General features: G+C 36.9%; 33 protein-coding genes. 15 read left to right on the forward strand and 18 right to left on the reverse strand.

The window, feature by feature from the left end; translation table 11 throughout:
* Positions 1–84: 84 nt before the first annotated feature.
* From AHA02nite_RS07025 to AHA02nite_RS07050, 6 genes are all read right to left on the reverse strand, one after another.
* Positions 85–840 (reverse strand): DUF3603 family protein, encoded by a 756-nt coding sequence (locus AHA02nite_RS07025; RefSeq protein ID WP_146815760.1) that lies wholly within the window; start codon positions 838–840, stop codon positions 85–87.
* Between the two features lie 71 nt (positions 841–911).
* Positions 912–1,118 (reverse strand): hypothetical protein, encoded by a 207-nt coding sequence (locus AHA02nite_RS07030; RefSeq protein ID WP_146815762.1) that lies wholly within the window; start codon positions 1,116–1,118, stop codon positions 912–914.
* A gap of 153 nt (positions 1,119–1,271) precedes the next feature.
* Entirely contained in the window at positions 1,272–2,162 is an 891-nt protein-coding gene (locus AHA02nite_RS07035; RefSeq protein WP_146815763.1) for a glycine betaine ABC transporter substrate-binding protein, read from the reverse strand.
* 23 nt (positions 2,163–2,185) lie between these two features.
* On the reverse strand, positions 2,186–2,917 hold the full coding sequence (locus tag AHA02nite_RS07040; RefSeq protein WP_146815765.1) for an ABC transporter permease: 732 nt from the start codon (positions 2,915–2,917) through the stop codon (positions 2,186–2,188).
* Positions 2,918–2,932: 15 nt separating this feature from the next.
* Entirely contained in the window at positions 2,933–3,922 is a 990-nt protein-coding gene (locus AHA02nite_RS07045; protein ID WP_146815767.1) for an ABC transporter ATP-binding protein, read from the reverse strand.
* A 38-nt stretch (positions 3,923–3,960) separates the two neighbouring features.
* Positions 3,961–4,632: an ABC transporter permease gene (locus AHA02nite_RS07050; protein ID WP_146815769.1), complete on the reverse strand. Its 672-nt coding sequence runs from the start codon at positions 4,630–4,632 to the stop codon at positions 3,961–3,963.
* Between the two features lie 298 nt (positions 4,633–4,930).
* Between AHA02nite_RS07050 and AHA02nite_RS07055 the strand changes: the two genes are divergently transcribed.
* Positions 4,931–6,037, forward strand: coding sequence for a mandelate racemase/muconate lactonizing enzyme family protein (locus AHA02nite_RS07055; protein WP_146815771.1), 1,107 nt, complete (start codon positions 4,931–4,933; stop codon positions 6,035–6,037).
* A 46-nt stretch (positions 6,038–6,083) separates the two neighbouring features.
* On the opposite strand, the gene fabF is transcribed toward AHA02nite_RS07055, so the two are convergent.
* The 4 genes from fabF to AHA02nite_RS07075 form a co-directional block, all read right to left on the reverse strand.
* Positions 6,084–7,322, reverse strand: coding sequence for a beta-ketoacyl-ACP synthase II (gene fabF / locus AHA02nite_RS07060; RefSeq protein WP_146815773.1), 1,239 nt, complete (start codon positions 7,320–7,322; stop codon positions 6,084–6,086).
* 30 nt (positions 7,323–7,352) lie between these two features.
* A complete protein-coding gene (locus tag AHA02nite_RS07065; protein ID WP_146815775.1) occupies positions 7,353–8,291 on the reverse strand; it encodes a beta-ketoacyl-ACP synthase III in 939 nt (312 codons plus the stop codon).
* 113 nt (positions 8,292–8,404) lie between these two features.
* Positions 8,405–9,349, reverse strand: coding sequence for a BMP family ABC transporter substrate-binding protein (locus AHA02nite_RS07070; protein WP_218025407.1), 945 nt, complete (start codon positions 9,347–9,349; stop codon positions 8,405–8,407).
* 71 nt (positions 9,350–9,420) lie between these two features.
* Complete coding sequence (locus AHA02nite_RS07075) at positions 9,421–9,708, reverse strand: hypothetical protein (RefSeq protein ID WP_146815779.1); 288 nt, start codon at positions 9,706–9,708, stop codon at positions 9,421–9,423.
* 110 nt (positions 9,709–9,818) lie between these two features.
* On the opposite strand from AHA02nite_RS07075, the gene AHA02nite_RS07080 reads away from it, so the two are divergent.
* Complete coding sequence (locus tag AHA02nite_RS07080; protein ID WP_146815781.1) at positions 9,819–9,998, forward strand: YjzD family protein; 180 nt, start codon at positions 9,819–9,821, stop codon at positions 9,996–9,998.
* 48 nt (positions 9,999–10,046) lie between these two features.
* On the opposite strand, the gene AHA02nite_RS07085 is transcribed toward AHA02nite_RS07080, so the two are convergent.
* Positions 10,047–10,364 carry a hypothetical protein gene (locus tag AHA02nite_RS07085; RefSeq protein WP_146815783.1) on the reverse strand — a complete coding sequence of 106 codons (318 nt, stop codon included), beginning with the start codon at positions 10,362–10,364 and terminating at the stop codon, positions 10,047–10,049.
* 86 nt (positions 10,365–10,450) lie between these two features.
* On the opposite strand from AHA02nite_RS07085, the gene AHA02nite_RS07090 reads away from it, so the two are divergent.
* Positions 10,451–11,263 carry an undecaprenyl-diphosphate phosphatase gene (locus AHA02nite_RS07090; protein ID WP_170236011.1) on the forward strand — a complete coding sequence of 271 codons (813 nt, stop codon included), beginning with the start codon at positions 10,451–10,453 and terminating at the stop codon, positions 11,261–11,263.
* A gap of 48 nt (positions 11,264–11,311) precedes the next feature.
* Here AHA02nite_RS07090 and AHA02nite_RS07095 read toward each other — a convergent pair whose 3' ends face one another.
* Both AHA02nite_RS07095 and AHA02nite_RS07100 read right to left on the reverse strand, forming a co-directional pair.
* Positions 11,312–11,623 carry a metal-sulfur cluster assembly factor gene (locus AHA02nite_RS07095; protein ID WP_146815787.1) on the reverse strand — a complete coding sequence of 104 codons (312 nt, stop codon included), beginning with the start codon at positions 11,621–11,623 and terminating at the stop codon, positions 11,312–11,314.
* A 74-nt stretch (positions 11,624–11,697) separates the two neighbouring features.
* Positions 11,698–12,456, reverse strand: coding sequence for an alpha/beta fold hydrolase (locus AHA02nite_RS07100; RefSeq protein ID WP_146815789.1), 759 nt, complete (start codon positions 12,454–12,456; stop codon positions 11,698–11,700).
* Between the two features lie 153 nt (positions 12,457–12,609).
* Here AHA02nite_RS07100 and AHA02nite_RS07105 point away from each other — a divergent pair, with 153 nt between their 5' ends.
* From AHA02nite_RS07105 to dat, 8 genes are all read left to right on the forward strand, one after another.
* Positions 12,610–13,452: a Cof-type HAD-IIB family hydrolase gene (locus AHA02nite_RS07105; RefSeq protein WP_146815791.1), complete on the forward strand. Its 843-nt coding sequence runs from the start codon at positions 12,610–12,612 to the stop codon at positions 13,450–13,452.
* A gap of 224 nt (positions 13,453–13,676) precedes the next feature.
* On the forward strand, positions 13,677–13,805 hold the full coding sequence (locus AHA02nite_RS15370) for a hypothetical protein (RefSeq protein WP_281284095.1): 129 nt from the start codon (positions 13,677–13,679) through the stop codon (positions 13,803–13,805).
* Entirely contained in the window at positions 13,805–14,008 is a 204-nt protein-coding gene (locus tag AHA02nite_RS07110; RefSeq protein WP_146815794.1) for a DUF3813 family protein, read from the forward strand. Before AHA02nite_RS15370 ends, AHA02nite_RS07110 begins: the two co-directional genes overlap by 1 nt.
* A gap of 163 nt (positions 14,009–14,171) precedes the next feature.
* Positions 14,172–15,068: a phosphate/phosphite/phosphonate ABC transporter substrate-binding protein gene (locus tag AHA02nite_RS07115; RefSeq protein WP_146815796.1), complete on the forward strand. Its 897-nt coding sequence runs from the start codon at positions 14,172–14,174 to the stop codon at positions 15,066–15,068.
* A gap of 156 nt (positions 15,069–15,224) precedes the next feature.
* On the forward strand, positions 15,225–16,016 hold the full coding sequence (gene phnC / locus AHA02nite_RS07120; RefSeq protein WP_146815798.1) for a phosphonate ABC transporter ATP-binding protein: 792 nt from the start codon (positions 15,225–15,227) through the stop codon (positions 16,014–16,016).
* On the forward strand, positions 15,997–16,818 hold the full coding sequence (gene phnE, locus AHA02nite_RS07125; RefSeq protein WP_146815800.1) for a phosphonate ABC transporter, permease protein PhnE: 822 nt from the start codon (positions 15,997–15,999) through the stop codon (positions 16,816–16,818). Before phnC ends, phnE (AHA02nite_RS07125) begins: the two co-directional genes overlap by 20 nt.
* Positions 16,818–17,615, forward strand: a complete 798-nt coding sequence (phnE, locus tag AHA02nite_RS07130) for a phosphonate ABC transporter, permease protein PhnE (protein ID WP_146815802.1) — start codon at positions 16,818–16,820, stop codon at positions 17,613–17,615. Before phnE (AHA02nite_RS07125) ends, phnE (AHA02nite_RS07130) begins: the two co-directional genes overlap by 1 nt.
* Positions 17,616–17,760: 145 nt before the next feature.
* Positions 17,761–18,615, forward strand: a complete 855-nt coding sequence (gene dat, locus AHA02nite_RS07135; protein WP_146815804.1) for a D-amino-acid transaminase — start codon at positions 17,761–17,763, stop codon at positions 18,613–18,615.
* Here dat and AHA02nite_RS07140 read toward each other — a convergent pair.
* A complete protein-coding gene (locus tag AHA02nite_RS07140) occupies positions 18,612–19,073 on the reverse strand; it encodes a DUF5368 family protein (RefSeq protein ID WP_146815806.1) in 462 nt (153 codons plus the stop codon). The two genes, dat and AHA02nite_RS07140, sit on opposite strands and share 4 nt — an antisense overlap.
* Before the next feature lie 113 nt (positions 19,074–19,186).
* Here AHA02nite_RS07140 and AHA02nite_RS07145 point away from each other — a divergent pair, with 113 nt between their 5' ends.
* Positions 19,187–19,450 (forward strand): NifU N-terminal domain-containing protein, encoded by a 264-nt coding sequence (locus tag AHA02nite_RS07145; RefSeq protein ID WP_146815808.1) that lies wholly within the window; start codon positions 19,187–19,189, stop codon positions 19,448–19,450.
* Positions 19,451–19,602: 152 nt separating this feature from the next.
* Here AHA02nite_RS07145 and AHA02nite_RS07150 read toward each other — a convergent pair whose 3' ends face one another.
* Complete coding sequence (locus tag AHA02nite_RS07150) at positions 19,603–20,166, reverse strand: BsuPI-related putative proteinase inhibitor (RefSeq protein ID WP_146815810.1); 564 nt, start codon at positions 20,164–20,166, stop codon at positions 19,603–19,605.
* 57 nt (positions 20,167–20,223) lie between these two features.
* Positions 20,224–21,081 carry a YitT family protein gene (locus AHA02nite_RS07155; protein ID WP_146815812.1) on the reverse strand — a complete coding sequence of 286 codons (858 nt, stop codon included), beginning with the start codon at positions 21,079–21,081 and terminating at the stop codon, positions 20,224–20,226.
* A gap of 90 nt (positions 21,082–21,171) precedes the next feature.
* On the opposite strand from AHA02nite_RS07155, the gene AHA02nite_RS07160 reads away from it, so the two are divergent.
* Positions 21,172–22,032 (forward strand): DegV family protein, encoded by an 861-nt coding sequence (locus tag AHA02nite_RS07160; RefSeq protein WP_146815814.1) that lies wholly within the window; start codon positions 21,172–21,174, stop codon positions 22,030–22,032.
* 137 nt (positions 22,033–22,169) lie between these two features.
* Positions 22,170–22,388 carry a hypothetical protein gene (locus tag AHA02nite_RS07165; RefSeq protein ID WP_146815816.1) on the forward strand — a complete coding sequence of 73 codons (219 nt, stop codon included), beginning with the start codon at positions 22,170–22,172 and terminating at the stop codon, positions 22,386–22,388.
* Between the two features lie 33 nt (positions 22,389–22,421).
* On the opposite strand, the gene AHA02nite_RS07170 is transcribed toward AHA02nite_RS07165, so the two are convergent.
* Both AHA02nite_RS07170 and AHA02nite_RS07175 read right to left on the reverse strand, forming a co-directional pair.
* Positions 22,422–23,879, reverse strand: coding sequence for an alpha-amylase family glycosyl hydrolase (locus AHA02nite_RS07170; protein WP_146815818.1), 1,458 nt, complete (start codon positions 23,877–23,879; stop codon positions 22,422–22,424).
* A 62-nt stretch (positions 23,880–23,941) separates the two neighbouring features.
* Complete coding sequence (locus tag AHA02nite_RS07175; protein ID WP_146815820.1) at positions 23,942–24,331, reverse strand: YisL family protein; 390 nt, start codon at positions 24,329–24,331, stop codon at positions 23,942–23,944.
* 203 nt (positions 24,332–24,534) lie between these two features.
* Between AHA02nite_RS07175 and AHA02nite_RS07180 the strand changes: the two genes are divergently transcribed.
* A complete protein-coding gene (locus AHA02nite_RS07180; RefSeq protein WP_146815822.1) occupies positions 24,535–25,725 on the forward strand; it encodes an ornithine--oxo-acid transaminase in 1,191 nt (396 codons plus the stop codon).
* Positions 25,726–25,995 lie beyond the last annotated feature (270 nt).

Below are 25,995 nucleotides of genomic sequence, written 5' to 3' on the forward strand. Positions count from 1 at the left end.
TCCCTTTTAATCGATATTCATTGGATACCTTTTCTCTTTTGAACATAAAAAACCCGCACAATTCCATTGCGCGGGCTTTTCACATCACCTTTTTAACACATTTTTCTTCTGTTGTTCCATTTCCCAAAGGCGTTCAAAGAATGGTTGACCCTTCGCCATTTTTTCACACATTTCTTCGTGCTGCAGGCTCCAGCCATCACAAGCTTCACCAACCAATAGTTCAAATCCTTCTTCAAAAGTCATTTGTTGAATCTCTTGATACATCTCTGGTCGCCATTCAGTTAGCCAGTAACGTAATTCATCAATACGTTTGCTTTGTTTTAACTGATCAAGCATTAACATGAGCAAATGCTTAAGCTGGCGCTCTTTTCTCGTTAGGCCCATCATATATTCAGGTTGTAATGATAAAATGTGGTAATCTTTTTGTCCCTTTCTCGGTTTATAAGAAAAGTCTAATGGGCGTTTGTGTGTGATTAAATCTAGCACTAATCGTTCTTGTCTTGGAATGACGCGACTCTTTCTAACTGGAATATCGTAACCCAATGTGTCGATGACCATCACTTGGTGTCCGTCTGTTGCTACAAAGGCATATTCTAGTGAGATTCTCTTATGTTGCTTTTTTAAGTATGCACGTTTATATACTGCTTCTAACAAAGGTTTCGGTAAGTCAGACATATCGTTTTCTATGTAGTTGAATAGCTCCTTTGTTACATAAACAACTGGGACTTGATCGAGCAGCTCAATTGAGTCATTTTTGCGCCACTCATGAAAATGGCAAACGTTGTAACCATTTTCCTCCCCTTCAAACCAGTTCACCCAAATATCATGAACGTACATCATTAACATCCCTCACTTTAAGTGTTAATCCGTTTATGTTCATTATCACCAAGTGACATATTTTTATTCTTAATTTATGAACTAAATGGGTTTTTATACATGGCCAAGATCATAATGAAAGAGCCGAGTGGAAGCAAATAACACTCTGGTCTTTTATAAATAAAAAGTAGAAAATCATACCACCCCATGCCTACAGGTAAGAAGTTTAAGTAACCAATAATTGATACTGCCCCAACACATGTAAATCCAAAACCAATAAAAAACATTATTAACTGCCACATCATTAGCATCTCCTACTTTTGATGCCTGTCCTTAGGTGACTTGTCCTTTTCCTTACTTCAATATATGTGACAGTAAGCGTAAACATTAATATATAACCATAAAAAAACAGGTCTAACGAATGTTAGACCTGCCTGTTTAAAATTATATCTAAATTAATCAATAATACCTTGATCAATTAAAAATTCTTCTGCTACCTCTTGTACACTTCTCTCTTCAACATCTACTTGGTAGTTCAATTCGATCATTGTTTCACTATCTAAAGCGTTAGCCATTGGTTCAGTTAAATCAGCTAAATCTTCATTAACTTCAAGTACATCTGTACGAACAACTGCTGCTGCAGAATAGTCTGGGAAGAAATCTTGGTCGTCTTCTAAGTTCATTAGATCAAATTGTTCAATACGGCTATCTGTGCTAAAGCCCATCGCCACATCAACTTCTTCATCTCTTAGAGCAGCATATGTTAAACCTAAATCCATTAACTCAACGTTAGCTGACGGAAGTTCAAAATCGTAATGCTCTTCTAAAGCCCCGTAACCATCTGGACGAGCTGAGAACTCATCATTAACTGCAACGCTTGGTTCATTACCTGCGTTCACATAATCAGCTAAGTCTGATAAGCTTTCTACACCTTCAGCTTCAGCAAACGATTGACGTACCATTAGCGTATACGTATTGTTAACCTCTGTAGGATTCATCCAAGTAATTCCATTTTCTTCATCAATTTCACGAACAGCTTCAAATGCCTCTTCAGCTGTTGATACTGGGTCTTCTCCTAAGTAAGTAACAAGGCCTGTCCCTGTATAATCCCAAGTAAAGTCAACTTGGCCACTTTCCATCGCTTCACGTAAAACATTACTTCCCATATCAGAACGTTGGTCTACTTCATAACCAGCATCCTCTAGGACAATTTTAGTCATCTCAGATAATAATAGAGACTCTGTGAAACTTTTCGCACCTACTGTAACTTCATTTTCATTGTCCCCACCACAAGCTGCTAACAACAATAACGTTACTAAAGCAATAACACTTAAAATTTTCTTCATATAATGGTTCCTCCTCAATATTTTTATCTAGTACTAGGTCTAGCACCACGTGGTACAACTTTACGTTCAAGAAGACGTAAAAATAAGTCAACCGTGATGGCTAAAATGGTAATTGGCAATGCACCCGAAATTAAAATGCTATTATCAAACACATTAATACCAACGAAGATCCAGTTTCCAAGACCTCCACCACCAATTAAGTATGCTAATGCCGTTGCACCGATATTTATAACAACTGCAGTACGAATACCAGCAATTATTGAATACGCTGCGTTCGGCAGTTCTACTTTAAACAGAATTTGATAAGGTTTGAATCCCATACCTTTCGCAGAATCGATTAAGTTACTGTTCACAGACTGAATACCAGCTAAAGTGTTTCGGAAGATTGGCAAGATCGAATAAATAAACAGAGCAACTACTGCTGTTTGAAAGCCAATTCCCATAATCCCCATCATTAAAGCTAAAATAGCCATATTTGGAATAGTGTAACCGAAGTTAACAACAGTTGACACGACTCCTTCAAAACGTTGGAACTGGGGCCTCGTTACTAATATTGCAGATGGAACAGCTACAGCGATCGCCAAAAATGACGACAATGCAACTAATTGAATATGTTGACGCAATAACACTAAAAACTCTTCAAAGTTTTCAACAAGGTGATTTAAGTAACTATTACTAAACACCCAAATAAAAAATGCTAACAAACCAATATAGACGATTACTCTAACCGTCCAAGTAACCACATTTTTCCCCAAAACACTCCCCTCCTCTTAAGGATTTACAACGGGCTCATTCGAATCTGCTAAGTCAATCATGTACTGATTAACCAACGCAAAGTCTACTTGACCGATCACTTCATCATTTTCATCAACAACATGAACAGCTTGTTGTTTACTTTCTAAAATATAACTTAGTACATCTCTTAAGTTAGAAGACTTAGAAACTGTTGCTATTTCACCTTTTTCGATTGAAGAGACTAATAAATCGTAACGCTCCATTAATTGCTCGATACGATGAATTGTTAGACTTTTTACCATACGGTCTTTACCAACGAATTGGGCTACAAAATCGTTTGCAGGATTTTGCAATATTTGACTCGGTTTATCATATTGCATTAATTGACCATCTTTCATAAGGGCAATTTTATCTCCCATTTTTATAGCTTCATCAATATCATGACTAACGAATAAGATCGTCTTATTCAATTCACGTTGAATAGCTAAAAACTCATCCTGCACCCTTTCGCGAATAATAGGATCCAATGCACCGAACGGCTCATCCATTAGCATTGCTGGTGGATCCGCAGCTAGCGCACGTATGACACCAATTCTTTGTTGTTGTCCACCTGATAGTTCATGGGGATAACGTTTACGGTAATCTTCTGCATCTAAGCCTACTAATTCCATCAATTCTTCATATCTCTTCTTCTTATCTTCTTTTGACCAGCCTAGTAAAGTAGGGACAACTGTAACGTTTTGTTCAATTGTCATATTAGGAAATAGACCGTTGCTTTGGATGACGTAGCCTATTTTTCTTCTTAATTCTATTTCATTTAAATCTTTAATACTTTCCCCATTAAATGTGATATCTCCATCTGTAACAGATTCTAATCCGTTAACCATTCTTAATAACGTTGTTTTACCACACCCTGATGGTCCTAATAAAACGACTATCTCACCTTCATTGACGTCTAAAGAAACTTGATCAACTGCCGTGACGTCTTCACCATAAACTTTGGTCACGTTTTTATATTGAATCACAACCGTTCAACCCCTTTTCATAGTAAACACCTAATAGATTAAGAAATCCCCTTTGGCGTTAACAGACGTTGTAAAAATCTTAAAAACAAATCTGCTGTTATTCCTAGAATTGAGATCGCAATCGCACCAGAAATAATCATCTCGTGATAACCGCGTGTAATACCTTGCGAGATTAAAATACCTAACCCACCAGCACCAATAAATGCTGCGATTACACCAATTCCGATATTTAATACGACTGCAGTTCTTACCCCTGCCATAATAACCGGAATCGTATTCGGAATTTCTACTTTGAACAAACGTTGCCAAGTATTCATGCCAACTCCATATGCAGCATCACGAATTTGTGGATTAACGTTATGAATTGCTGTGTAAGTATTCCGGATAATAGGTAACTGAGAGTATAGTATTAACGCGACAAAAGCTGGGACGAAACCAATTCCTTGATTGATTACAGCAAAGATTGGAACCATAATTCCGAATAACGCAATACTCGGTATTGTCATAATGACACCAGCAATGTTTAATACGGTACTAGCTAATTGTTCGTTTGTCGTTAAATATATACCTAAAGGTACACCGATTAAAATCGCAACAATTATAGCTGAACCAACTAAGACTACGTGTTCAACTGTTAATTCCAAAATCCAATCAATGTTGTTTTGGAAATAATCAATTACACGCCAAAATGTTGACTCTGAATTCCCCATCGATCTCAATTCCCCCTTTATCATTCAAACAATGATTAATTGAAAATTAGCACGCTTTTTATGATAGCTTAAAATTTATCTGTTAAACAAACATCAAACCATGTTGTTAAATAGAGGTATAATGAGTATTTTGGATAAAACCATTATTAATTTTCTTGTCACATTGGTTTAGAACTATAATTCCCTATTTTTCGCAACTTTTCATTTTTGAGTAAACATTTGAAGTCTGTTATGGTTCGAACAATACAAATGTGAACTAATGACTTAAATTTAAAGACAAAATGTTAAGGAGCGTACTATGAGAATCACTTCTATTGAAACAAAGCATTACAGAAAACCGCTTAATCCAGCATTCAAAGCTGCATGGGACCCGAAACCGAGAGAAGAATTTCTTTCAACGATTGTAAAAGTACACACTGATCAAGGGATAACAGGAATTGGATCAGGAGATTTATTGAAAGGTTTTGAAGGTCATGAGCATTTATTTATTGGACAAGATCCTTTTGCCATTGAAAGACACAACCAAATATTGGATAATATTGATTTTCATTATGGACGTTGTTGGCCTTTAGACCTTGCACTTTGGGATCTCATTGGAAAAGCTACTGGACAACCAGTCTATAAATTACTTGGGGCTAAGTCTGATAAAATTAAAGCTTATGCTTCCACCGGTGAAATTGTTTCACCCAAAGAGCGAGCTAAGCGCACACAGAAACTAATTGCTGAAGGTTTTGAAGCGATGAAAATTCGTTTTCATCATGAAGATGTACGTGATGACATTAAAGTAATAGAAGAAATAAGAAAACAAGTCGGTAACGATATTGAGATTATGGTTGATGCTAACCAAGGTTGGAAAATGCCGTGGGATACCGAACGCACTTGGGATTTAAAAATGGCATTACAAGTGGCTAGAGAACTTGAGGACCTTAATGTTTTTTGGTTAGAAGAGCCCCTTCCTGCTCATGATTTTAAAGGAATGGCAAAGCTTAGAGAACTAACATCTATAAGAATAGCTGGTGGAGAAATGAACAGAAGGTGGCACGACTTCAGAGAAATGACTGACTATGGGTCACTTGATGTTTATCAACCAGATGTCGCACTAGCTGGAGGCATTACTCAAGTGAAGAAAATAGGAGAATTAGTCCAAGGGAGCGGACATATCTTCTCACCCCACACGTGGAGTAATGGTATTGGGTTATTAGCGAATTTACATTTAAGTGTTGCTATAAGTGATTGTCCTTATATCGAATTTCCATATGACCCTCCTTCTTGGACGAATGAACGCCGTGACTTCGTCTTAAAAGAAACAGTTAAGCCAAATGATCACGGTGAACTAATCATGAGCGACAAACCTGGTTTAGGTTTTGAACTAAATGATGAAGCACTTACGAAATATGAGATTTAAATAGACAAAAAAGGTTGAATCAGCATAAGCCGATTCAACCTTTTTATTATTTATAATCTTTAAATATTAACGAAGCGTTGTGACCACCAAATCCTAAAGAGTTCGACATAGCAGCCGTTATTTCTGCTTCACGCTTTTCATTCGGCACATAATCTAAATCACAGTCCTCATCAGGTGTTTCATAGTTCACTGTCGGTGGCATAATATTATTTTTTATTGATAATACCGTAACAATTGCTTCCAAACCACCAGCAGCACCTAATAAGTGACCTGTCATTGATTTCGTTGAGCTCATAGCCAAATTATAGGCATGATCTTTAAAGACTGTTTTCACAGCTGTCGTTTCATAAGGATCATTTAATTCTGTACTCGTCCCGTGTGCGTTAATATACTGAATATCTTCACCTGTCATTTCTGCATCATTAAGCGCTTGCTCCATCGCACGAGCTGCTCCTTCGCCTTCTGGTGCCGGGGCTGTAATGTGATGAGCATCTCCTGTTGAGCCATAACCGACAACTTCAGCATAAATGTTTGCACCACGCTTTTCAGCTGATTCAAGTGACTCAAGAATGACGATTCCTGCACCTTCACCCATAACAAATCCGTCACGGTCTTGGTCAAACGGACGACTTGCTTTTTTAGGGTCTTCATTTGTCGTTAAAGCTTTTGCACTAGAAAAGCCTGCAAAAGACATATTATTAATTGGTGCTTCAGTTCCTCCTGTAATCATAACATCAGCATCGCCACGTTCGATTACTTTGTACGCATCACCAATAGAATTCGTTCCTGAAGCACATGCTGTTACTGTACAAGAGTTAATTCCTTTTGCTCCAAAAATAATTGAAACTTGCCCAGAAGCCATATCTGGAATCATCATCGGTACGAAAAACGGACTAACACGACGTTGCCCTTTTTCCATAAACTTTCTAAACTGCTCCTCATACGTTGACAAACCACCAATACCAGAACCGATCCAAACACCAGCTTTAGGTGCTAATGTTTCATCAATCTCAAGTTTAGCGTCATCCAACGCCATTTTAGAAGCCGCTACAGCATACTGTGTAAATAAATCCATTCGTTTCGCTTCACGTTTATCCATATATAATGAAGGATCAAAATCCTTAACTTCTGCTGCAATTTTCGCCGGGAATTCATCTGGATTCACTTTAGTTACTGTATCGATTCCAACATGACCTGCAAGTAAATTGTTCCAAATTGTTTCAACATCATTACCAACTGGAGACACAGCTCCAACACCTGTTACGACCACTCGTCTTTTTGACATTTCCTTAACCTCCTAAAGTCCTTCATCCTTTTATTTACCCCATCTTAATGCAACGGCACCCCAAGTTAGACCGCCACCAAAGCCGACTAACACAACAACATCATCCTCTTTAATTCTACCTGCTTTAACATCTTCTGACAATGCGATTGGAATTGATGCTGCAGATGTATTGCCGTATCGATCAACCGATTTTGACATTTTCTCTAGCGGTATTTCTAACTTTTCTCTCGCTGCTTCCATAATACGAATATTCGCCTGATGCGGAATCAAGTAGTTAACATCATCTTTCGTTAAGCCTGCTTGATGAACGACATTAAGCGATGATTCACCCATTTGACGAACAGCAAACTTAAACACTTCGCGGCCATTCATATAAATGTGGTCCTCATCTGTCTGATGCAAGTAAGGAATCCCTGTGCCGTCTGAACCTAACTCATGTGACAAAATCCCTTTACCTTCAGTAACTTTAGAGACCACGGCTGCTCCGGCGCCATCACCAAACAATACCGCAGTGTTTCGATCTGACCAATTTGTGATTTTAGATAGTTTTTCCACTCCAATCACTAAAATATTCTGGTGAACCCCAGCTTCAATGAACTGCTTAGCAGTCACAATGCCGTAAATAAAACCAGAACACGCTGCACTAATATCCATTGCAGGTATTTGTCTTGCACCTAAACGCTCTTGTAATTGACATGCTACTGATGGGAACCCCATATCAGACGTTACGGTAGCAACTAAAATCATATCAAGTTCTTCTGCTTTTAAATCCGCTTCATTTAATGCATCGCGTGCTGCTTCATATGCCATATCAGATGTATTCATATCATCAGAGGCAATTCTTCTTTCCTCAATGCCAGTCCTTGTACGAATCCACTCATCCGATGTATCAACAATCTTCTCTAAATCATGATTTGTAACAACTTTTTCTGGTACATAATGTCCAGTACCAATTAAACCTGCTTTCATTCTGTCATCTCCTAACGATTAACTTATATAATCATATATTATGACCTGGTTCTAATTTTACCAAAAAATTTAACCATTTAAAAGATAACTTTCTTCTAAATGGCGAAAAATATTTATTGTGGTAATCTTCCAGTCTCTATATACTGTTCAATGATCTCATCAATATGAGCCGCTAAATGGATCGGAACAGCATCACCATATTCACCTAAATAAATATAATCTTGATCAAATGATATGTTCATAATACCAGATGGAAGTGTTCCTTCGTTATACATTTGGGCTATTTCCGAATACAAACCTTCAACTTCTTGAACTGTGCTCGTTAACACTGTCTCAGGTGCTACATCATATTGGTCATGAATATAACCGACAGCATAGATGTCATGTTGTTCAGCAGCACGAATCACCGGTACATTAAATCCATCACCAGCCGGATAAATAACATCAATATTATGATCTAACATTTGCTCAAACATCATCATCGCTCGTTGTTGGTCATGCCAACTATTAACAGAATTGATAACCGTATTAATGGAGGAATCGACGGCTTGAATTCCTTCATAAAAGCCTTGCACTTCATCTTGATGATGATAAGCAGCAATGACACCAATTTGATTCGTTTCAGTCATTTCTGCTGCTAACATGCCAGAGAAAAAACCCATATGATAGCCATCAAAATTAACACTCGTAATATTGCGATCAAAAATTTGACCATTAAAATAAACGAATTGAATATCAGGATGATGCTCATTCATTTGTTCAAACATTCGACCAAAATTCTCACCATGTCCAAACACTAAGTTCACACCTTGACTGGCAAAGTCTTGAACAGCTTCTTCTGCTTCACGATGAGTATCGATATTCTCTCGCAATAAGGCGCTAACATTTTGCTCTTCTTTTATATTTAAACTACCTAAGTATGCACCACGTCCCCACGTTTCATCGTGAATTGTACCTTCTAATAAGAGCCCAACATTATTAAGTTGTCCACTATTAAAATAACCACAACTCGATAAAATCATTGGTGTGATCATTAATAAAAACAGCCACTTATACAATCTTGCACACCCCGATACGTATTTCATCTTTACTAACTATTGTGGTGGTAATTCAATAAAATAGCAAGAAATTAAATGTCTGAATTTTTGTTTTCATCGGTCGATAACTTAAAAATTTGCTTAGCATTAACATTAAAATCTTCACCGATTAAAAACGCTTGATCGAAAGGTTCTCTCTGTTCAACCTCATCTCCTTCAACAAAGTTAAAATTAGAGTTACGTCCTACCATCGCAAAATAAAACATTTCATCTTCTGTCTCAAGAGAACCAGTACCGACTACTTCAACTCCACTATTCAAATAATAATTGACGAGTTGGTACCCAAATTGATCAAAACAAGGGTATACAAAAACTCTCATAAAAACTCTCCTTAAATGTTTGACACATTCGCCAAAATTTTTATATTTATTTTTCAATAGAGCTTTGGTAAACTATAGTATGGAATGTATAGATAAATGAGGTGAAAAATATGCGTTTAATTTGGACAGCTATTTGGAGCTTTTTACTTAGTGCAATGATTGTATATGTAATCAGTAGCATGGCTGGATATTCATTTGATCTTACAGGTACTGTTGCAATCGCAGTTACTTTCACTTTAGTTGCGATAATTCTAAGTGAAGTCGTACTTAAAGACAAACCGAACGAATAGCAAACGAGGTTGACTTCCTATTAAGGTAAGTCAACCTCTTTTTTTCACCTACCAAGGCAGTAAACTTAATGCCGCAACAAAAGTTAAAGGAATAATTAAACGACTAAGGCCATATTCATATGGTGGATACCCATAGTACGGGCCATACCCACCACCGTAGTAACCTCCATAAGGACCATAGCCGCCATAAGCACGTACAGGTAGATGAGGAATTTGTTGTGACGGTACAACTAAGTGGACATGCTCATCATCCACTTCAATGACATAACCTTCAATTTGGTCACCTGTTGTCGTTTCAACTAAAACATGTTGTTTAAGGTGGTTTTGACACAAGTCAAGTTTGTGCTCTTTAGAATGATGTACCAATGTAACCTCCCCTTTCTAAGTACAATGTATTCAAATAGCCCAGTACATGTGCATAGTTTTGGAGGTTTAAGGAGGGACCCATGTATATGAATGAGTTAGTTGAAGTGCTAAGGTACTTATTTTTAGGGTTATTTCAAGGTTTCACTGAACCAATTCCCGTTTCTTCAAGTGGTCATTTAGTCATTTTGCGAGAGCTATTAGACATGAACGACCCAGGTATTACTTTTGAAGCCTTTATTAACTTTGGTTCACTAATTGCTGTCGTTATTATTTACCGAAAAGACATCTGGCAGCTTATGATTAACGGTAGCCATTACTTAATTAAGCGTGAGCAAAATACACAGCAAGATTTTTATTACTTATTCTTATTGTTTATTGCTACAATCCCAGCTGGTGTCATAGGTGTATTATTTAACGATACAATTGGCGGAATATCTGAACATGTCAAGATTGTTGGAGTCACTTTAATTTTAACAGCTATTGCCTTGTGGATTATTAGAAATTTGAATGGGTACAAAGGAGATGCGGAGATTACATTAACAGATGCTGTGATTGTTGGTTTTGCGCAATCGCTCGCATTAATTCCTGGTATTAGTAGATCTGGAGCAACTATTGTAGCTGCTATGTTAGTCGGTTTTAACAGACGTAGTGCTTTAAAATTCTCATTCCTTATGTATATACCAGTCAGTATAGGAACGATGGTTTTTGCTGTTAGTGATGTTCTAAGCAATCCTGAATTATCTAACCAGTTCGTTTTATATCTCATTGCATTAGTTGCAACAATTGTTGCGTCATATTTTGCGTTATTACTTTTTATTAATGTCATGACAGCAGGCAAATTAAAATACTTCGCTTATTATTGTATGGCAGTAGGAGCATTAGTTGTTATTTTCTTATAATAAATAAAAAACCCGACTGTGAACTAATCACAGTCGGGTTTGTTCGTTTTAGTCTGGAATTCCAAGTGCGATTTTCGCATAACGAGACATGCGGTCTTTCGTCCATGGTGGGTTCCATACGATATTAACTTCTACTTCACTAACTTCAGGTATATCTGCAAGTGCATTTTTAACATCTGATTCGATTGTTGCCGCAAGCGGACAACCCATCGCCGTTAATGTCATTGTGACTGTTGCTATACCTTCGTCATCTAAATCGATATTATAAACAAGCCCTAAGTTCACAATATCAATCCCTAATTCAGGGTCAATAACATTCTCAACGGCACCCCACAGATTCTCTTCTAATGCCTGATCCATGCATAGTCCTCCTTCAAACGTTCTTACTTTATTATAAACATGCTTGGACTAAATTTTAAAGTAAAATAAACGAATTATAAATAAGTTTTCATCCAATTTGTTAATTCAATCATACCTTCACGACTTACTTTATGGTCACGACCTTTTTCGCTGACAAACTTCACATTCTCACCGTTTCGCGCCAACTGTTCATAAAATTCAACAGCATGGTCAAAGGGTACAACACGATCTTCTTCACCGTGCCAAATTAAAATTGGACGCCCACTAATGACTTCAATTTTCTGAGAAAGGTCAATTTTACCTAGTTCATCAACTTGTGCTGTAATTTCTTCATTAGTATATGGCAACTCAATCCCTTGTTGTTCGATACCTTTTAGTAAATAATGCGCCATATACTGAAGCTTAGCTGACCCCATCATAAGACCGGCTACTTTCACTTGTTCAAACTGCGTTAGCGCAGCTGCTGTTGTAATTCCACCCATACTCGTTCCAGCAACTCCTAAGCGTCCAGCTTCTAACAAGCCACCTCGCGTTAACCAGTTCATTAATTTATGAAGATCAACTAAGTTATGCTGTACAATCTTCCAGAAGGCAAACTGAATTTCATCATTAGTTATATTCCCTCTTCTTTCACCATGGTGAAGAGCTTCAGGAAGAATGACACGATAACCTTGTTCAGCTAATAAATAAGCTGTTGGCAAGTTTTGTTCTTTTGCACTTGTAAACCCATGAAAATATATAACAACTGGTAGTGGTGCTGCTTGCTTATCTTGTTCATGAATCATTAATATTGGAATATCATCAATAAGTTGACGATCTATAACAATCCCCATTAAACGTCCTCCCTTTTCACTTTATTACTATAATAAATCATATAATTATGCTAAACAAATGTTAGTCATTTGCGAACGAAAGAACCATGACAATTCAAGAAAAATATGTTATTATAATTTAATTAGATATAAAAAGGGTAATGAGGTGAAACCATGAAACAACAGCATTTAATTGCGTTAGATTTAGATGGTACTTTACTAAATGACAATAAAGTGATTTCTGAACGAACGTTAAAAACAATTGAGGCAGCGAAGCAAGAAGGGCATATAGTTGCAATTGCAACGGGGCGTCCTTATCGTGTAAGTAAGCAATTTTATCACCAAATGGCATTAGACACACCAATTGTTAATATGAATGGTGCTTTAATTCACCACCCGAAACAAGCAAATTGGGATCACATGCACTCGCCACTTCCTAAAGACGTGGCGCACGATATTGTTGAAACGTGCTACAACGTTGGTGTTCAAAACATTTTAGCTGAAATTATGGATGAAGTGTATATTGAATATGACAACCAACATGACATTACGCATTTTTTCCAAGCTGGACTTGAACAACCAGCTACATTCGGAAAAATTCAAGAGAACTTAGCAAAAGATCCTTCATCAGTTTTAATTCACCCATTCGATGATCGCGTTGACCAAATTCGTCAAACTCTAACAGAACGTCATGCGACAATCGTGGATCACCGTAAATGGGGTGCGCCTTTCCATGTAATTGAAGTTATTCGCTCCAACATGCACAAAGCTGTTGGCGTTCAAAAAATCGCTCAAGAATATGGCATTCCAAAAGATCGTATTATTGCTTTCGGTGATGAAGATAACGATTTTGAAATGATCGATTATGCCGGTGTCGGTGTTGCTATGGGGAATGGCATAGATGAATTAAAATCAATGGCTAACGAAATTACAACAACAAACCACGATGATGGTGTTGCACAATTTTTAGAAGAATATTTAAGCTTACCTAAAAGTATCCTAACTAAAAAGGTTTAAACTGATTCGACCGCTAATTTAGCGGTCTTTTTTTATTTTCATATAGCTTTATAAACGTAAATATAACCAATCATATTTTGCTCTAATCGACACACACTATTCTTGAACGCGATCATTCGTGTTCAACTAACGCTGATTTCATCACTCGTTGAACTTAGGATCCTAAAGCTAAACGAGGCCGTAATGTAAGCCTTATACTTCATTTCCATTAAAGGAGGAGCTTCATGCGTCAGAAGAAGCAACAGCAGCGTAATACGAAAGTGAATCCTCAATCGAAAACAGGTCGTCGTGCATTTACAGATCAAGATCGTAAACGTAGAGAACAGAACATGTACAACCGAGGAGGATTTTAATGGAAAATAAGTTTTTAAACCAAGCCAAACAAGCAATGCAAAACCTTTCTGGAAGAGATAGACAGCCAAACGGACAAGCCCAAGCAGATGAACAAGAAGTTAAAGCAATCCAGCAATGTATCCAGTCAGCATACGAATCATGTTCACCCGAAGAAGAACAGGAATTGCAACAATTAGAGAACCAATTAAACGAATATAAGTAAAATTAACACCCTCAAAAAGTGACACAATTCGACTTGTGTCACTTTTTTTGTTAAGAATTCGTAAATTTACAACATAATTTTAAAATTATGTTGTACTAATGTCACAGATTATTTATAATTAAAGTGTTTCAAAATAATCTATATATTCAAGGGGGAGACAGTTTTGAAAAAGTTCCTAATATTTGCAACTGTAGCACTTATGATGTTGCTTGCAGCATGTGGTACAACAGGGGATGAAGGAAACCCAGATGAGTTAGTAATGGGCTTTGTGCCATCTCAGGATTCTGACACAATTGCAGAAACAGTAGAACCTCTAGCTGATGAGTTAGCAGAAATTCTAGGAAAAGATGTTGAAGCACGCACAATGACGAATTACAACAGTCTAGTTGAATCAATGGGTTCACAGCAAGTACATATCGGGTTCATTCCAGCATTTGGATATGTAATTGCGAATGAAGAGTATGATGTAGAAGTAATCTTAAAGTCTATTAGACATGGTGATTCTACTTATCAAGCTCAATACTTAGTACGTGAAGATTCTGGCATTGAAACTTTAGAAGATTTAGAAGGTAAAACTTGGGCATACGCTGATGCAACTTCAACTTCAGGTTTCTTATTTCCAGCTTCTCAACTAATGGACAAATTTGACATTGAAACTCAAAGTGACCTAACAAATAACTGGTTTGGTGACACAGTTTCAGTAGGTGGACACGACACAGCAGCTATTGCAGTTTATGATGGCGATGCTGATGTAGCAACTACATTTGATGATGTTCGTGATAACTTAGAAGAAGATTATCCTGACATTTTTGATGAATTAAAAGTCATTGACTACACTGATGATATTCCAAACGATACAATCTCTGTAATCAATGAACTAGATGATGACTTAGTTGACGAGATTCGTGAAGCATTCCTATCTTTCAATGAAGATGATGACATGATTCAAATTATGAACGATGTTTATACTTGGGATGCGATTGATGTAGCTGAACACTCTGAATATGATGTTGTAGCTGAAACATACGACCGCTTTAGAGATGAAGTTTCATTAGACTAATAGACTTTAAATAATCAATTTAGACCTTAAAAGGGAGGAGAAATCCTCCCTTTTAGGCTATATAAAACTTTTAGAAAAATCTGATTTAGAAAATTGATTTAATTAATCTATAACTATATAATACTTGCATAAACTTACAGGCATGAGGTGAAAATTGTGATTGAATTTAAAGATTTGTCATTAGTTTATCCAAACGGACATCAAGGTTTAAAGGATGTCAACTTAAAAATTGAAGATGGTGAGTTTGTTGTTATTGTTGGTTTATCAGGTGCTGGAAAATCAACTTTCATTCGTAGTATTAACCGACTTGTAACTCCAACAGAAGGAGAATTACATGTTGATGATGACAACATTTTAGATTACAAAGGTCGTGGCCTACGTAAGTTGCGCACAAAAGTCGGGATGATTTTCCAAAGTTACAACTTAGTTAAACGAAATAATGTAATCAAAAATGTATTAGCTGGCCGTTTAGGTCATACTGGAACATTTCGTTCTGTCTTCAACCTTTTTAGTAAAGACGATAAAGCATTAGCTTATGAAAGTTTAAAACGAGTCAACATTGACGAAAAACTATATAATCGTGCAGATGAACTTAGTGGTGGTCAACAGCAACGTGTTAGTATCGCACGTGTACTAACTCAAAAGCCTAAATATATCTTAGCAGACGAACCTGTCGCATCACTTGATCCACCAACTTCTCACCAAGTGATGCAATATTTACGCAAAATCAACAAAGAAGATGGTATTACAACAATCGTTAACTTACACTTCATTGATATGGCGATGGAATATGCAGACCGTATTATCGGAATGAGAGCTGGTGAAGTTGTATTTGATGGTCCAGTTTCAGAAGTAACTGAAGAAACATTTGAAGAAATCTATGGTCGTTCAATCCGTGAAGATGATTTACGCGGAGGTGTAGAAGAAGATGTCGAACAAAATGTCTAAACCGACCATAAAAGAGGACAACTATGCACCTCTTCTTTCACCTTGGCGAGTAAAAGCTAAGATTTCAGTGATTTTCTTTGTTATTATCATCTTTTTATTTTTTAGCTCTTGGCGCACAGGTGTTGATTTAAACGCGTTAATTTGGGGCTTTAGCAATATGACCCAAATTACTGATAAGTTGTTCCCATTAAACATGGGAGTTTTAGGGCCTGCCATGAATACATTGTTTGAAACAATCCATATGGCAATCATCGCCTCTACTTTTTCAACATTAATTGTAATCCCTGTTAGTTTATTAGCTGCTAATAATATTACAACGAATTGGTTCATCTATAACACGACACGTCTTATAATGAACGTTTTACGTACAATTCCAGACGTTGTATTAGCTGTTATTTTCGTTGGTTTATTCGGTATTGGCGTATTCGGTGGTATTGTCGCTCTATTTATTTTCTCATTAGGTATTCTTGCCAAATTAATTAGTGAGACAATAGAATCAGTGGACATGCAGCCTGTAGAAGCGATGCGTGCTTCTGGAGCTAACACTATTCAAGCCATTGCTTATGGTGTCGTTCCACAAGTCTTGCCGCAATTTACGTCATTCTCATTGTATGTTTTTGAGATTAACATTAGAGCATCTGTTGTAATTGGTTTAGTTGGTGCTGGTGGTATCGGTCAGCTACTTATGAACCAGTTCAGTTTCAACAACTATGGTGCAGTAATGACAATCATCATCGTTATTTTCGCTGTAGTAATCCTTATTGAATACATCAGCGGTAAGATAAGGGAGGCGATTATATAATGAGCCAACAATTACCTCCAAAAAAACCAAGATCAACAAAACAAATTATTCGTAACATCGCTATTGTTATAGCGGTCCTTGCACTTTATGTATGGACTTTTGTTTCAATCAATATTGATTTCGGACGCGTGGTAGAGCGTTTTACATCTAACTTTGATCGTGTCGTCCCTCAACTCTTTAGTCCAAATTGGGATAGAGCACCTGAGGTCATTGAAATGATGATTGAAACAATATTTATTGCTTACGTTGGTTCATTAGCAGCAGCCATTATTGCTGTTCCTTTAGGTTTCTTAGCTGCGTTTAATATGACTAATAGCCGTATTTTAGCTACCTTTGGTAAGTGGATACTAAGTGGTGTTCGTGCATTTCCAGAGATCATTTTAGCTATTCTATTTGTTGTAGCTGTTGGACCTACACCATTTGCTGGTATTTTAGCGATTGCGATCGGTTCAACTGGTATGCTAGGTAAACTTTATGCAGAAGTTCTCGAATCAATTGATATGAATGTCGTTGAAGCTATGCAAGCTAATGGTGCCAACAAAATTCAAATTATGTTCCATGGGGTAATTCCACAGGTTATTCCTGAATTTTTATCATATGCTATTTACCGCTTCGAAATTGACGTACGTGCTTCTACTATATTAGGTTATGTCGGCGCTGGTGGTATTGGTACAATGATATTTTTCGCGCAAAGTGGACGTAACTGGAATGATATGGGTATGATTTTACTCGTTATTATTATCGTTGTTACAGTTATTGACTACGCAAGTACTTACATTCGTAAGAGAATTGTTTAAACTTACAAAGCATCGATTTGTCCGCAAATCGGTGCTTTTTATATTATTATTTAAATAATATTTAAGACTTTTTCAATATTTACATATTAAGCTTTATCAACTAACATAATGAATAACATGAAAGCTATGATAGGAGATGACGTAGATGATCGTACTAAAAAATAACGAATTTATTGAACGTAATGAAGCAACAATTGATATGGAAGATCGAGGACACCAATTTGGTGACGGAGTTTATGAAGTTGTCCGTGTATATGATGGTGAGGCCTTTTTATTACAAGACCATTTAGATCGTCTGCAATATAGCTTAAATGAAGTAGAAATTGATTATGACGTTAACGAACAAGGGTTAAGCCACTTACTTCAACAGTTAATTGAAAAAAATAACATCGATGACGGCGGCATATACTTACAAATCACTCGTGGTGTAGCTCCACGTAATCACCCATACCCAGAAGATGCTGAGCCTGTCTTATTTGCTTATCCGCTTAAGTTATCCCGACCACTAAAAGCACAAGCTCAAGGTATCACAACGATCTTACAACAAGACTTTCGTTGGTTGCGCTGTGACATTAAAAGTTTGAACCTATTAGGCAATGTTATGACAAAACAAAAAGCAAATAACGCCAAGGCTGGTGAAGCGATCTTCTACCGTGATGAGGATCATGTTACAGAAGGTTCTTCAACGAATGTGTTTATTGTTAAAGACGGTAAGCTTTATACACATCCAGCAAATAATTTAATTTTAAACGGAATTACACGACGTTACATTTTCCACTTAGCTAATCAGTTAAACATTCCATATGTGGAGACTGTATTTAGCTTAGCAGACTTAAAGGATGCTGACGAAGTGTTTATTACATCCACTTCAGCTGAAGTAACACCAGTTGTAGAAATCGAAGGACAAAAAATAGCTAATGGACAACCAGGACCCATTAGCCGGAAACTTTTAGACGCCTTTTTCGAATATAAGAATGTGGATCAATTAACAAACGTTTAAGTGGTCTGTTTTGTCGTTTTTTTAAACAACCACTCTGTAATGTAATACAAGTTGAAAAAGAAAATAACATGAGCGATAAACCAGTCAAAAATAGCGACGATATCTGTTACAGCAGGTGTCGTCGTTTTTGCTAAAATTGTTAATGGAAAGTAAGTTAAAAATGCAATGAATGACAATAAAGCTGCTATTTCCATGCGACGCTCCCACATCTTGTTGTTTTTCGTAATGAGATATAAATAGACGCTAACGATTAATGTAGCGACAAGAACGTGTAAGGCGTATTCAAAAGCAAGGTACAAATTTTCTGGAACAGACTCACTTGGAGTATAAATAAAATCAATATTTAATAGTAACGTAAATAATTGCTTACCCGTAAATGCTTCAATCACGTACAAGTATAAGCTGATGGCTGTTGACGCAATTAAACCGACAACGACAGCTATGTATAAATAACGCATTAGCTCTTCCCCTCCTCTCCATTATTAATGATACCATTTTCTAATTGACTTTTCTTTTGTACCGACTTAATTCGTGCTAAGATATAAGAGAGAAATTCAGGGAGGGATTCACGATGGCTGTAATTGCAGAACCAACACCAAATCCAAATGCGATGAAATTCACAGTAGACAGTGTTATTTTTGAAGGTGACGATAGCATCTCTGTCATGCAAGGTGAGACAAGCGAACACAACATTTTAAATGACTTAATGGAGTTAGACGGTGTCGATAACGTATTCGGTTACTACAACTTCATTACCGTTAATAAGACGTTTGATGCTCAATGGGAAGAATTAACACCTAAAGTGGAGAAACTAATCGAAGGATACGGTTATTAATAAAAGTTCCAGCTAATCAGCTGGAACTTTTATTTTTACACGATAATTCAGCGATTTTTTTGATTTTCAGGCGAAATTTCAATTATTCCGGTGAAATTCTAAATAATCCGGCGAACTGCATTGATATTCCGGCGTTCGCTGAATTAGTTCACTTATGGTACTTCAAACGTCACGTCTTCTTTAAACGGATGATCTTGAATCTCATCACCATTTAATTCATAAGGTATCAGCTCAATTGTTGCTTCATATTCACCAGAATCAACTCTGACCCCGTCTTTCGTATAGTCCCAAGAATCTTGGAAATCCATCTCATCGCCTGGAGACAGTTCACTCGTTTCTATAGCTTGGGTAAACATCATACCTTCAGAAAAACGATAAACCTCTTCACCATTTGGATCTGTTACGACGATTTCAAATTTTTGACCAGACGAAAATGATAACGTTAAATCTTCATTTCCTTCATGCGTCAACTTCATATTAAACTTAACACTGTCTTCACCAGGTTGAACATCGACATCAAACGTTAGTTGATCCAACAAAGCATCCACTCCTGTTAATTCTTCTTCACTTTCTTCATCATTTTCTTCATCATCATTTGGCTGTTCTCCTGCATTATTTTCACCTTCATCAGGCTCTTGATCTTGTCCACCAGTTCCACAGCCAATTAAAGCTATACTTAATAACAAAACCATCAAGTAAAAAATAATCCTTTTCATACGAACACCTCGCGTACTTATTTTTGTACTCTATTAGACGTATGCAAAATTTTACTGTTACACTTTTTCATCTTCTTTTCTAAAGAATCCAAAAATACCAGTCGTTTGAACAATATTAGTAAATGAATTAGGATCAGCTTCTTTGACGATATTTTCTAAATCATATAGTTCATAACGTGTTACAACAATGACAAGCATTTCACGGTCTTCATCAGTAAAAGCACCTTTAGCTGGTACACGTGTAATACCTCGAACCATATTCGAATGGATCGCTTTTGTTACTTCTTGACCTTTTGCCGTTACAATCATGGCTGTTAACTTACTGTGACGTGTATGAATCGCATCGATCACACGTGTTGTGACATATAACGTAACTAATGTATATAAAGCTTTCTCAGCATCATATACTAGTCCAGCAGCGATAATAATCGCACCATTCAGTGACAGGAAGTAAACACCGATTGGACGGTCTTTTAATCGTGATAGAACCATCGCGATAATGTCCATACCACCTGTTGATGCACCCCATTTTAATGTCATACCAACACCAATTCCACCAAACAAGCCACCAAACACAGCATTTAAAAGGATGTCGTCATTAGCAATAACTCTTATCGGGATTGTTTCAAGGAATAACGTCATAAATAATACCGAAATAATACTATAAATCGTAAACCCTTTTCCAACTTTAAGCCAACCTAATATGACTACGGGAATGTTAAGTAAGAATAATAGAATACCTGTACTAATATCTATATTAAAAAAATCTTGAGATATACTCGCAGATATTTGGGCAACTCCTGTAAAGCCACTAGCGAATACGTTAGCATGCTCTAAAAAGAAGTTAAGTGAGATCGCATTAAAAAATGCGCCGATAATAACGATTACAAATCGTTTTGCTTCAAATATAAACATAATAGCCTCCTGTCTAGCATTGACGTATGCAATTTGTCCTATTAAACTAAAGTATAATAGTGATTGAAAGAAATATCTAGGAGGAAATCCATGAGCGTAAAATTAATTGTTGATTCAGGTTCAGATTTACCTAAAGACATTTTAGAACAACACGACATTGACATCGTTTCGTTAATTGTTCATTTAAATGGACAAGATTATTATGATCGCGACACCATTGACTCACAGAAAGTATATGACGCTATGCGTGAGGGCTCCGCACCTAAAACAGCGCAAGCAACACCTGATACGTTTTATGACGTATTCAAACAGTATACCGATGAAGGTAGACCTGTCATTTATCTAGCATTTTCATCAGAATTATCCGGTACTTATCAAAGTGCAATGATTGCTAAACAACAAATTGAAGATGATAACGAAAGTGCTGAGATCTACATCATTGATACACGTGCTGCATCAATGGGACACGGCCTAGTAGCCTATCATACTGCAAAAGCAATCGCAAATGGCGGAAGCGTTCAGGACATCCTAGACACAGCGAATTTTTACGTGAATCATATGGTTCATGTTTTCACCGTAGATGACTTAGAATACTTACAGCGTGGTGGACGCGTTAGTAAAGCTCAAGCCTTTGTTGGTGGTATGTTAAAAATCAAACCACTGCTTCATGTTGAAGATGGTAAACTAGTACCTCTTGAGAAAGTGAGAGGCTCTAAGAAAGTAATCGGCCGCATGGTTGATTTAGCTGGTGAACGTGGTAATTCATTAGACCAACAGACAATTGCGATTACGCATGGTGATGATGAAGAAACTGCTCAAAAACTAGCAGAAAAACTTAAAGAGGCATATAACCCACAAGATGTCATCATTCACCAAATCGGCTCAGCCATTGGTGCTCATGCTGGTCCAGGTACAATTGCACTCTTCTTTTTAGATGATGTCCAGCAATAACTCTATATCTTAAATATACCCAGATGATTAACGTGTTAACCAATCATCTGGGTATTTTATTTATTCTCCTCATAATATTCTTTCTATGAAATATGTATAGTATAATCAGTTTAATAGATTATTTTAAGGAGGTTACTATGGACTCGGTTAATTGGTTTGATTTTATTACTCCAACAAGTTTCTCATCATCGGTCATAATCGGAATTATAATTGTTCTTATTCTTATGTTTATTGTGTGGATTCAAGTTAAAAAGATTAAATTTATCATCTCTCTATTTATAACTGGTACAATCACGGTGATCGTCTTAGCCCTCTTATTAGACTGGTTAGGCTATTACGATTGGATGAGCTTATAAGCAAAAAATAAAGCAGAGGCGCAATCCTCTGCTTTACTCATTACTATTACTATTTTGTTCTTGTTTCAGTCGATCTTCTCTTCTATTTTTACGATACACAATAATCGCAAATACGATAAATGCTCCTAACACACCGAAGAAAAGCAACGTAAGCGGCCAGTAAATACCTTGATTCGGCTGTACATTAAAGACGTTAGACGATTCACGTTCTAATGAGACTGTGTACGTGCCGTCTTCATTTTCACGAATTAAATCATCTTCAATTAACCCGCGCATTTCCATATCAGCTGGTAAATGGTCAATTTCAGTATATTGAAATTCCGGGCTGTTATTAATTGCTACAAGCACACGATTTCCTTCATGTTCACGCTCAAATACTAAGAAATAATCGTCGTCATGTAATACATTCATGTCACCATGACTTACTTCAGGAAAATGGCCGGTAAAGCTTTCTAACTTCTCAATATGGCGAATTAATTGCTCATCACCACTTAGAAAGTTGACCATCGCATGGTGGCTATTATCCTCAACTAAACCATCAGATGGAACCTCTGTACCTTGGAATAACCACGGTTCATTCGGCGTCATATATAAATATGTTAATGCCATTTTCCATCGAGTAATTGGATGTAAACCGCTTTCCTCCATCGCTCTTGTAAACCGATCAGTCGTATAGTGATCCATGTAATGGACGACACGTTCATCATCTAAATAAGGATCATTCAATATAGAATCATAATCTACTTCGATCGTTTTAAACAATTCCCGTGCGTCTTCACGAAACTCACCATGAAGCACACGATCAAATCCTGCATCTAATATAGATTCAACGTTACTTTCGTTGAAATCAGCTAAATCGCTAATCCAAAACAGATCTGACAACTCATTTGTTAGAGTATCGACATAATCAACCGGTAATTGATCAACATCTGAAATGTAGAAACCAGAAGTACCTAATGTTTCTTGCCAGTCTGTCATTTGCTCTAATAAGTAAGCTTGTGCTGCTTCATCTTCCACCTGAATTGTACCTTCTTCAGTTACCCACTCTTCTTCCATTAATGGACTGTTTTCACTCATTTGTTCCATTGGGAAGTGTAGTATAACCTCAATCCCTGCTTCATTAAACATGTCTACTGTCTCAATTGCGTCTTCAATTGAGCCGAAAGTTTGTTGGATTTGTTCGTAATCCAAAACAGTTTGACCTGTGTAATCCTCACTTGCAAAAACTGGTGATAGCACAACATGAGAAACACCTAAATCATTATCAATATGACTGATTCGATCAGCTATACCGACAAAGTCACCGCCATGAAAACCAAAAGGGTCATTACGGTCTACTCCTTCTTCTGTTATACTATTAGAATTTTGAAAGCGATCGATCAAAATATAATAATAACTGTTTCGCTCATCGTCTTGTTCAGCTTGTCCGACAATTGGGAAGACAAGCATGAGTGCTACGAGTGAAACTAATAGAACGGTTAATCGTCTCATCGCTGTTACCTCGCTTTAAAGTACTGTTTAAAATAGAAAAGCCCCTTTAACAGGGACTCTTCTTAAGGTAAAAAGCCGAATGGCAAGCGACCGAAGCCTAATGCTAATGCAATAACTAATGCAAAAGCAAGCTGTAGCCAGCCAGCGAATTCTTTTTTACCTTTTTTAGCTTTTGCTAAAGTCATTTCCATTGCGGCTATTACCCATACCCCGGCGATCAATTTAATAATCGATTCAGCGAAATACTCACTTTGTACACCGAAGTAGAAACGGAAGAATAAGTCAGCCCCTGTAGCAATAACAAGAACATAAAATAAACGTAACGTCATTTGTAAAATTTTTATCGGTTTTTCTTGTTTATTTTGCTTTATCATGACATAAGCAATTACAAATAGAATAATTGCTGCACTCCATGAAAAAATATGTATAAGTGCCATTTGTTGATGGTCCATAGTACATACCTCCTTTTATGTCTATCCTATCACGTTTTAAAAACGTATGCGATAAAATTGTTGACAACTTTGAAACAATCCATACAAACAGTTATAATAACTAATAGTGTTAGAAATTTTAACCACTAAGGTTATTCGGTTATTTTAACAAAAAGCCCCTAACCGTTACATAAGCGGGCACTAACTTTCTCAGGAGGGATTTTATGACTCGTAATACTGAACAAATTATCAATCAAACAGAACATTTTGGCGCAAACAACTATAAGCCATTGCCAATTGTTGTATCAAAAGCTGAAGGTGTTTGGGTTGAAGACCCTGAAGGCAATCGTTACATGGATATGTTAAGTGCATATTCTGCGGTTAACCAAGGTCATCGCCACCCTAAGATCATTAATGCACTTAAAGAACAAGCTGATCGCGTAACACTAACATCTCGCGCATTCCACAATGACCAATTAGGTCCATGGTATGAAAAGATTTGTAAGATGACGAACAAAGAAATGGCGCTACCGATGAATACAGGGGCTGAAGCTGTCGAAACGGCTATTAAAGCAGCTCGTCGTTGGGCATATGACGTAAAAGGTGTTACTGAAGATAAAGCTGAAATTATCGCTTGTACAGGCAACTTCCACGGTCGTACAATGTCAGCAGTATCTTTATCATCTGAGGCTGAATATCAACGTGGTTTTGGGCCTTTACTACCAGGAATCAAAATTGTCCCTTACGGTGATGTTGACGCATTACGTGATGCAATCACTGAAAATACTGCTGCATTTATTTTCGAACCAATCCAAGGTGAAGCTGGAATCGTTATGCCACCTGAAGGGTTCTTAAAAGAAGCGTATGACGTGTGTAAAGAAAATAATGTACTATATATGGCTGACGAAATTCAAGCTGGTCTAGCTCGTACAGGTAAAATGTTTGCTTGTGATTGGGAGAATGTTGAACCAGATGTATTAATTTTAGGTAAAGCACTTGGAGGCGGGGTATTCCCTATTTCATGTGTTGTTGCGAACGAAAATATTCTAGGTGTTTTCAACCCAGGTTCTCACGGGTCAACATTCGGCGGTAACCCAGTTGCAAGTGCTGTATCATTAGCTTCATTAGAAGTATTAGAAGAAGAAAAACTAGCTGAACGTTCATTAGAACTAGGTCAGCATATGCTTGATGAGCTTCGTTCGATTGATAATCCTACTATTAAGGAAGTTCGTGGTAAAGGGTTGTTTATCGGAGTTGAGCTAAATGAACCTGCTCGTAAATATTGTGAACAACTTAAAGAAAAAGGATTGCTATGTAAAGAAACACATGAGAATGTAATCCGCTTCGCACCACCATTAATTATTGAAAAAGAAGACTTACAATGGGCGATCGACAAGATTAAAGAAGTGTTGTAAACATGAACAAAACCCGAACGAATTCACAACTGAATTTGTTCGGGTTTTATTTTAGGTTCTGTAATATTTGGTGGGTAGCTGTAAATTGCTATTTCACTGCAAAGGAGTTGCGTGCTTATGCACATAAAAGGATTTGAATAAATTCAATTTATGCGTACACGAGAAGAGAATGATTGCTATCACTTTTATGTTGGACACCCACCTTCATGTTTTTTCATTTGTTAAAAACTAGAGAAATAATCGTTTTTATAACCTTGATTAAAGCACAGA

The organism is Alkalibacillus haloalkaliphilus, assembly GCF_007991275.1.
In the GTDB taxonomy this organism is placed as follows: Bacteria; Bacillota; Bacilli; order Bacillales; family Alkalibacillaceae; genus Alkalibacillus; species Alkalibacillus haloalkaliphilus.

Bases quoted from the DNA above. Each gene is read 5' to 3' on its own strand.
- AHA02nite_RS07025 (WP_146815760.1), bottom strand. From the start codon at position 840: ATGATGTACGTTCATGATATTTGGGTGAACTGGTTTGAAGGGGAGGAA.
- AHA02nite_RS07030 (WP_146815762.1), bottom strand. From the start codon at position 1,118: ATGTGGCAGTTAATAATGTTTTTTATTGGTTTTGGATTTACATGTGTT.
- AHA02nite_RS07035 (WP_146815763.1), bottom strand. From the start codon at position 2,162: ATGAAGAAAATTTTAAGTGTTATTGCTTTAGTAACGTTATTGTTGTTA.
- AHA02nite_RS07050 (WP_146815769.1), bottom strand. From the start codon at position 4,632: ATGGGGAATTCAGAGTCAACATTTTGGCGTGTAATTGATTATTTCCAA.
- AHA02nite_RS07055 (WP_146815771.1), top strand. From the start codon at position 4,931: ATGAGAATCACTTCTATTGAAACAAAGCATTACAGAAAACCGCTTAAT.
- fabF (WP_146815773.1), bottom strand. From the start codon at position 7,322: ATGTCAAAAAGACGAGTGGTCGTAACAGGTGTTGGAGCTGTGTCTCCA.
- AHA02nite_RS07065 (WP_146815775.1), bottom strand. From the start codon at position 8,291: ATGAAAGCAGGTTTAATTGGTACTGGACATTATGTACCAGAAAAAGTT.
- AHA02nite_RS07075 (WP_146815779.1), bottom strand. From the start codon at position 9,708: ATGAGAGTTTTTGTATACCCTTGTTTTGATCAATTTGGGTACCAACTC.
- AHA02nite_RS07080 (WP_146815781.1), top strand. From the start codon at position 9,819: ATGCGTTTAATTTGGACAGCTATTTGGAGCTTTTTACTTAGTGCAATG.
- AHA02nite_RS07090 (WP_170236011.1), top strand. From the start codon at position 10,451: ATGAATGAGTTAGTTGAAGTGCTAAGGTACTTATTTTTAGGGTTATTT.
- AHA02nite_RS07095 (WP_146815787.1), bottom strand. From the start codon at position 11,623: ATGGATCAGGCATTAGAAGAGAATCTGTGGGGTGCCGTTGAGAATGTT.
- AHA02nite_RS07100 (WP_146815789.1), bottom strand. From the start codon at position 12,456: ATGGGGATTGTTATAGATCGTCAACTTATTGATGATATTCCAATATTA.
- AHA02nite_RS07105 (WP_146815791.1), top strand. From the start codon at position 12,610: ATGAAACAACAGCATTTAATTGCGTTAGATTTAGATGGTACTTTACTA.
- AHA02nite_RS15370 (WP_281284095.1), top strand. From the start codon at position 13,677: ATGCGTCAGAAGAAGCAACAGCAGCGTAATACGAAAGTGAATCCTCAA.
- AHA02nite_RS07110 (WP_146815794.1), top strand. From the start codon at position 13,805: ATGGAAAATAAGTTTTTAAACCAAGCCAAACAAGCAATGCAAAACCTT.
- phnE (WP_146815800.1), top strand. From the start codon at position 15,997: ATGTCGAACAAAATGTCTAAACCGACCATAAAAGAGGACAACTATGCA.
- phnE (WP_146815802.1), top strand. From the start codon at position 16,818: ATGAGCCAACAATTACCTCCAAAAAAACCAAGATCAACAAAACAAATT.
- dat (WP_146815804.1), top strand. From the start codon at position 17,761: ATGATCGTACTAAAAAATAACGAATTTATTGAACGTAATGAAGCAACA.
- AHA02nite_RS07140 (WP_146815806.1), bottom strand. From the start codon at position 19,073: ATGCGTTATTTATACATAGCTGTCGTTGTCGGTTTAATTGCGTCAACA.
- AHA02nite_RS07145 (WP_146815808.1), top strand. From the start codon at position 19,187: ATGGCTGTAATTGCAGAACCAACACCAAATCCAAATGCGATGAAATTC.
- AHA02nite_RS07150 (WP_146815810.1), bottom strand. From the start codon at position 20,166: ATGAAAAGGATTATTTTTTACTTGATGGTTTTGTTATTAAGTATAGCT.
- AHA02nite_RS07155 (WP_146815812.1), bottom strand. From the start codon at position 21,081: ATGTTTATATTTGAAGCAAAACGATTTGTAATCGTTATTATCGGCGCA.
- AHA02nite_RS07160 (WP_146815814.1), top strand. From the start codon at position 21,172: ATGAGCGTAAAATTAATTGTTGATTCAGGTTCAGATTTACCTAAAGAC.
- AHA02nite_RS07165 (WP_146815816.1), top strand. From the start codon at position 22,170: ATGGACTCGGTTAATTGGTTTGATTTTATTACTCCAACAAGTTTCTCA.
- AHA02nite_RS07170 (WP_146815818.1), bottom strand. From the start codon at position 23,879: ATGAGACGATTAACCGTTCTATTAGTTTCACTCGTAGCACTCATGCTT.
- AHA02nite_RS07175 (WP_146815820.1), bottom strand. From the start codon at position 24,331: ATGGACCATCAACAAATGGCACTTATACATATTTTTTCATGGAGTGCA.
- AHA02nite_RS07180 (WP_146815822.1), top strand. From the start codon at position 24,535: ATGACTCGTAATACTGAACAAATTATCAATCAAACAGAACATTTTGGC.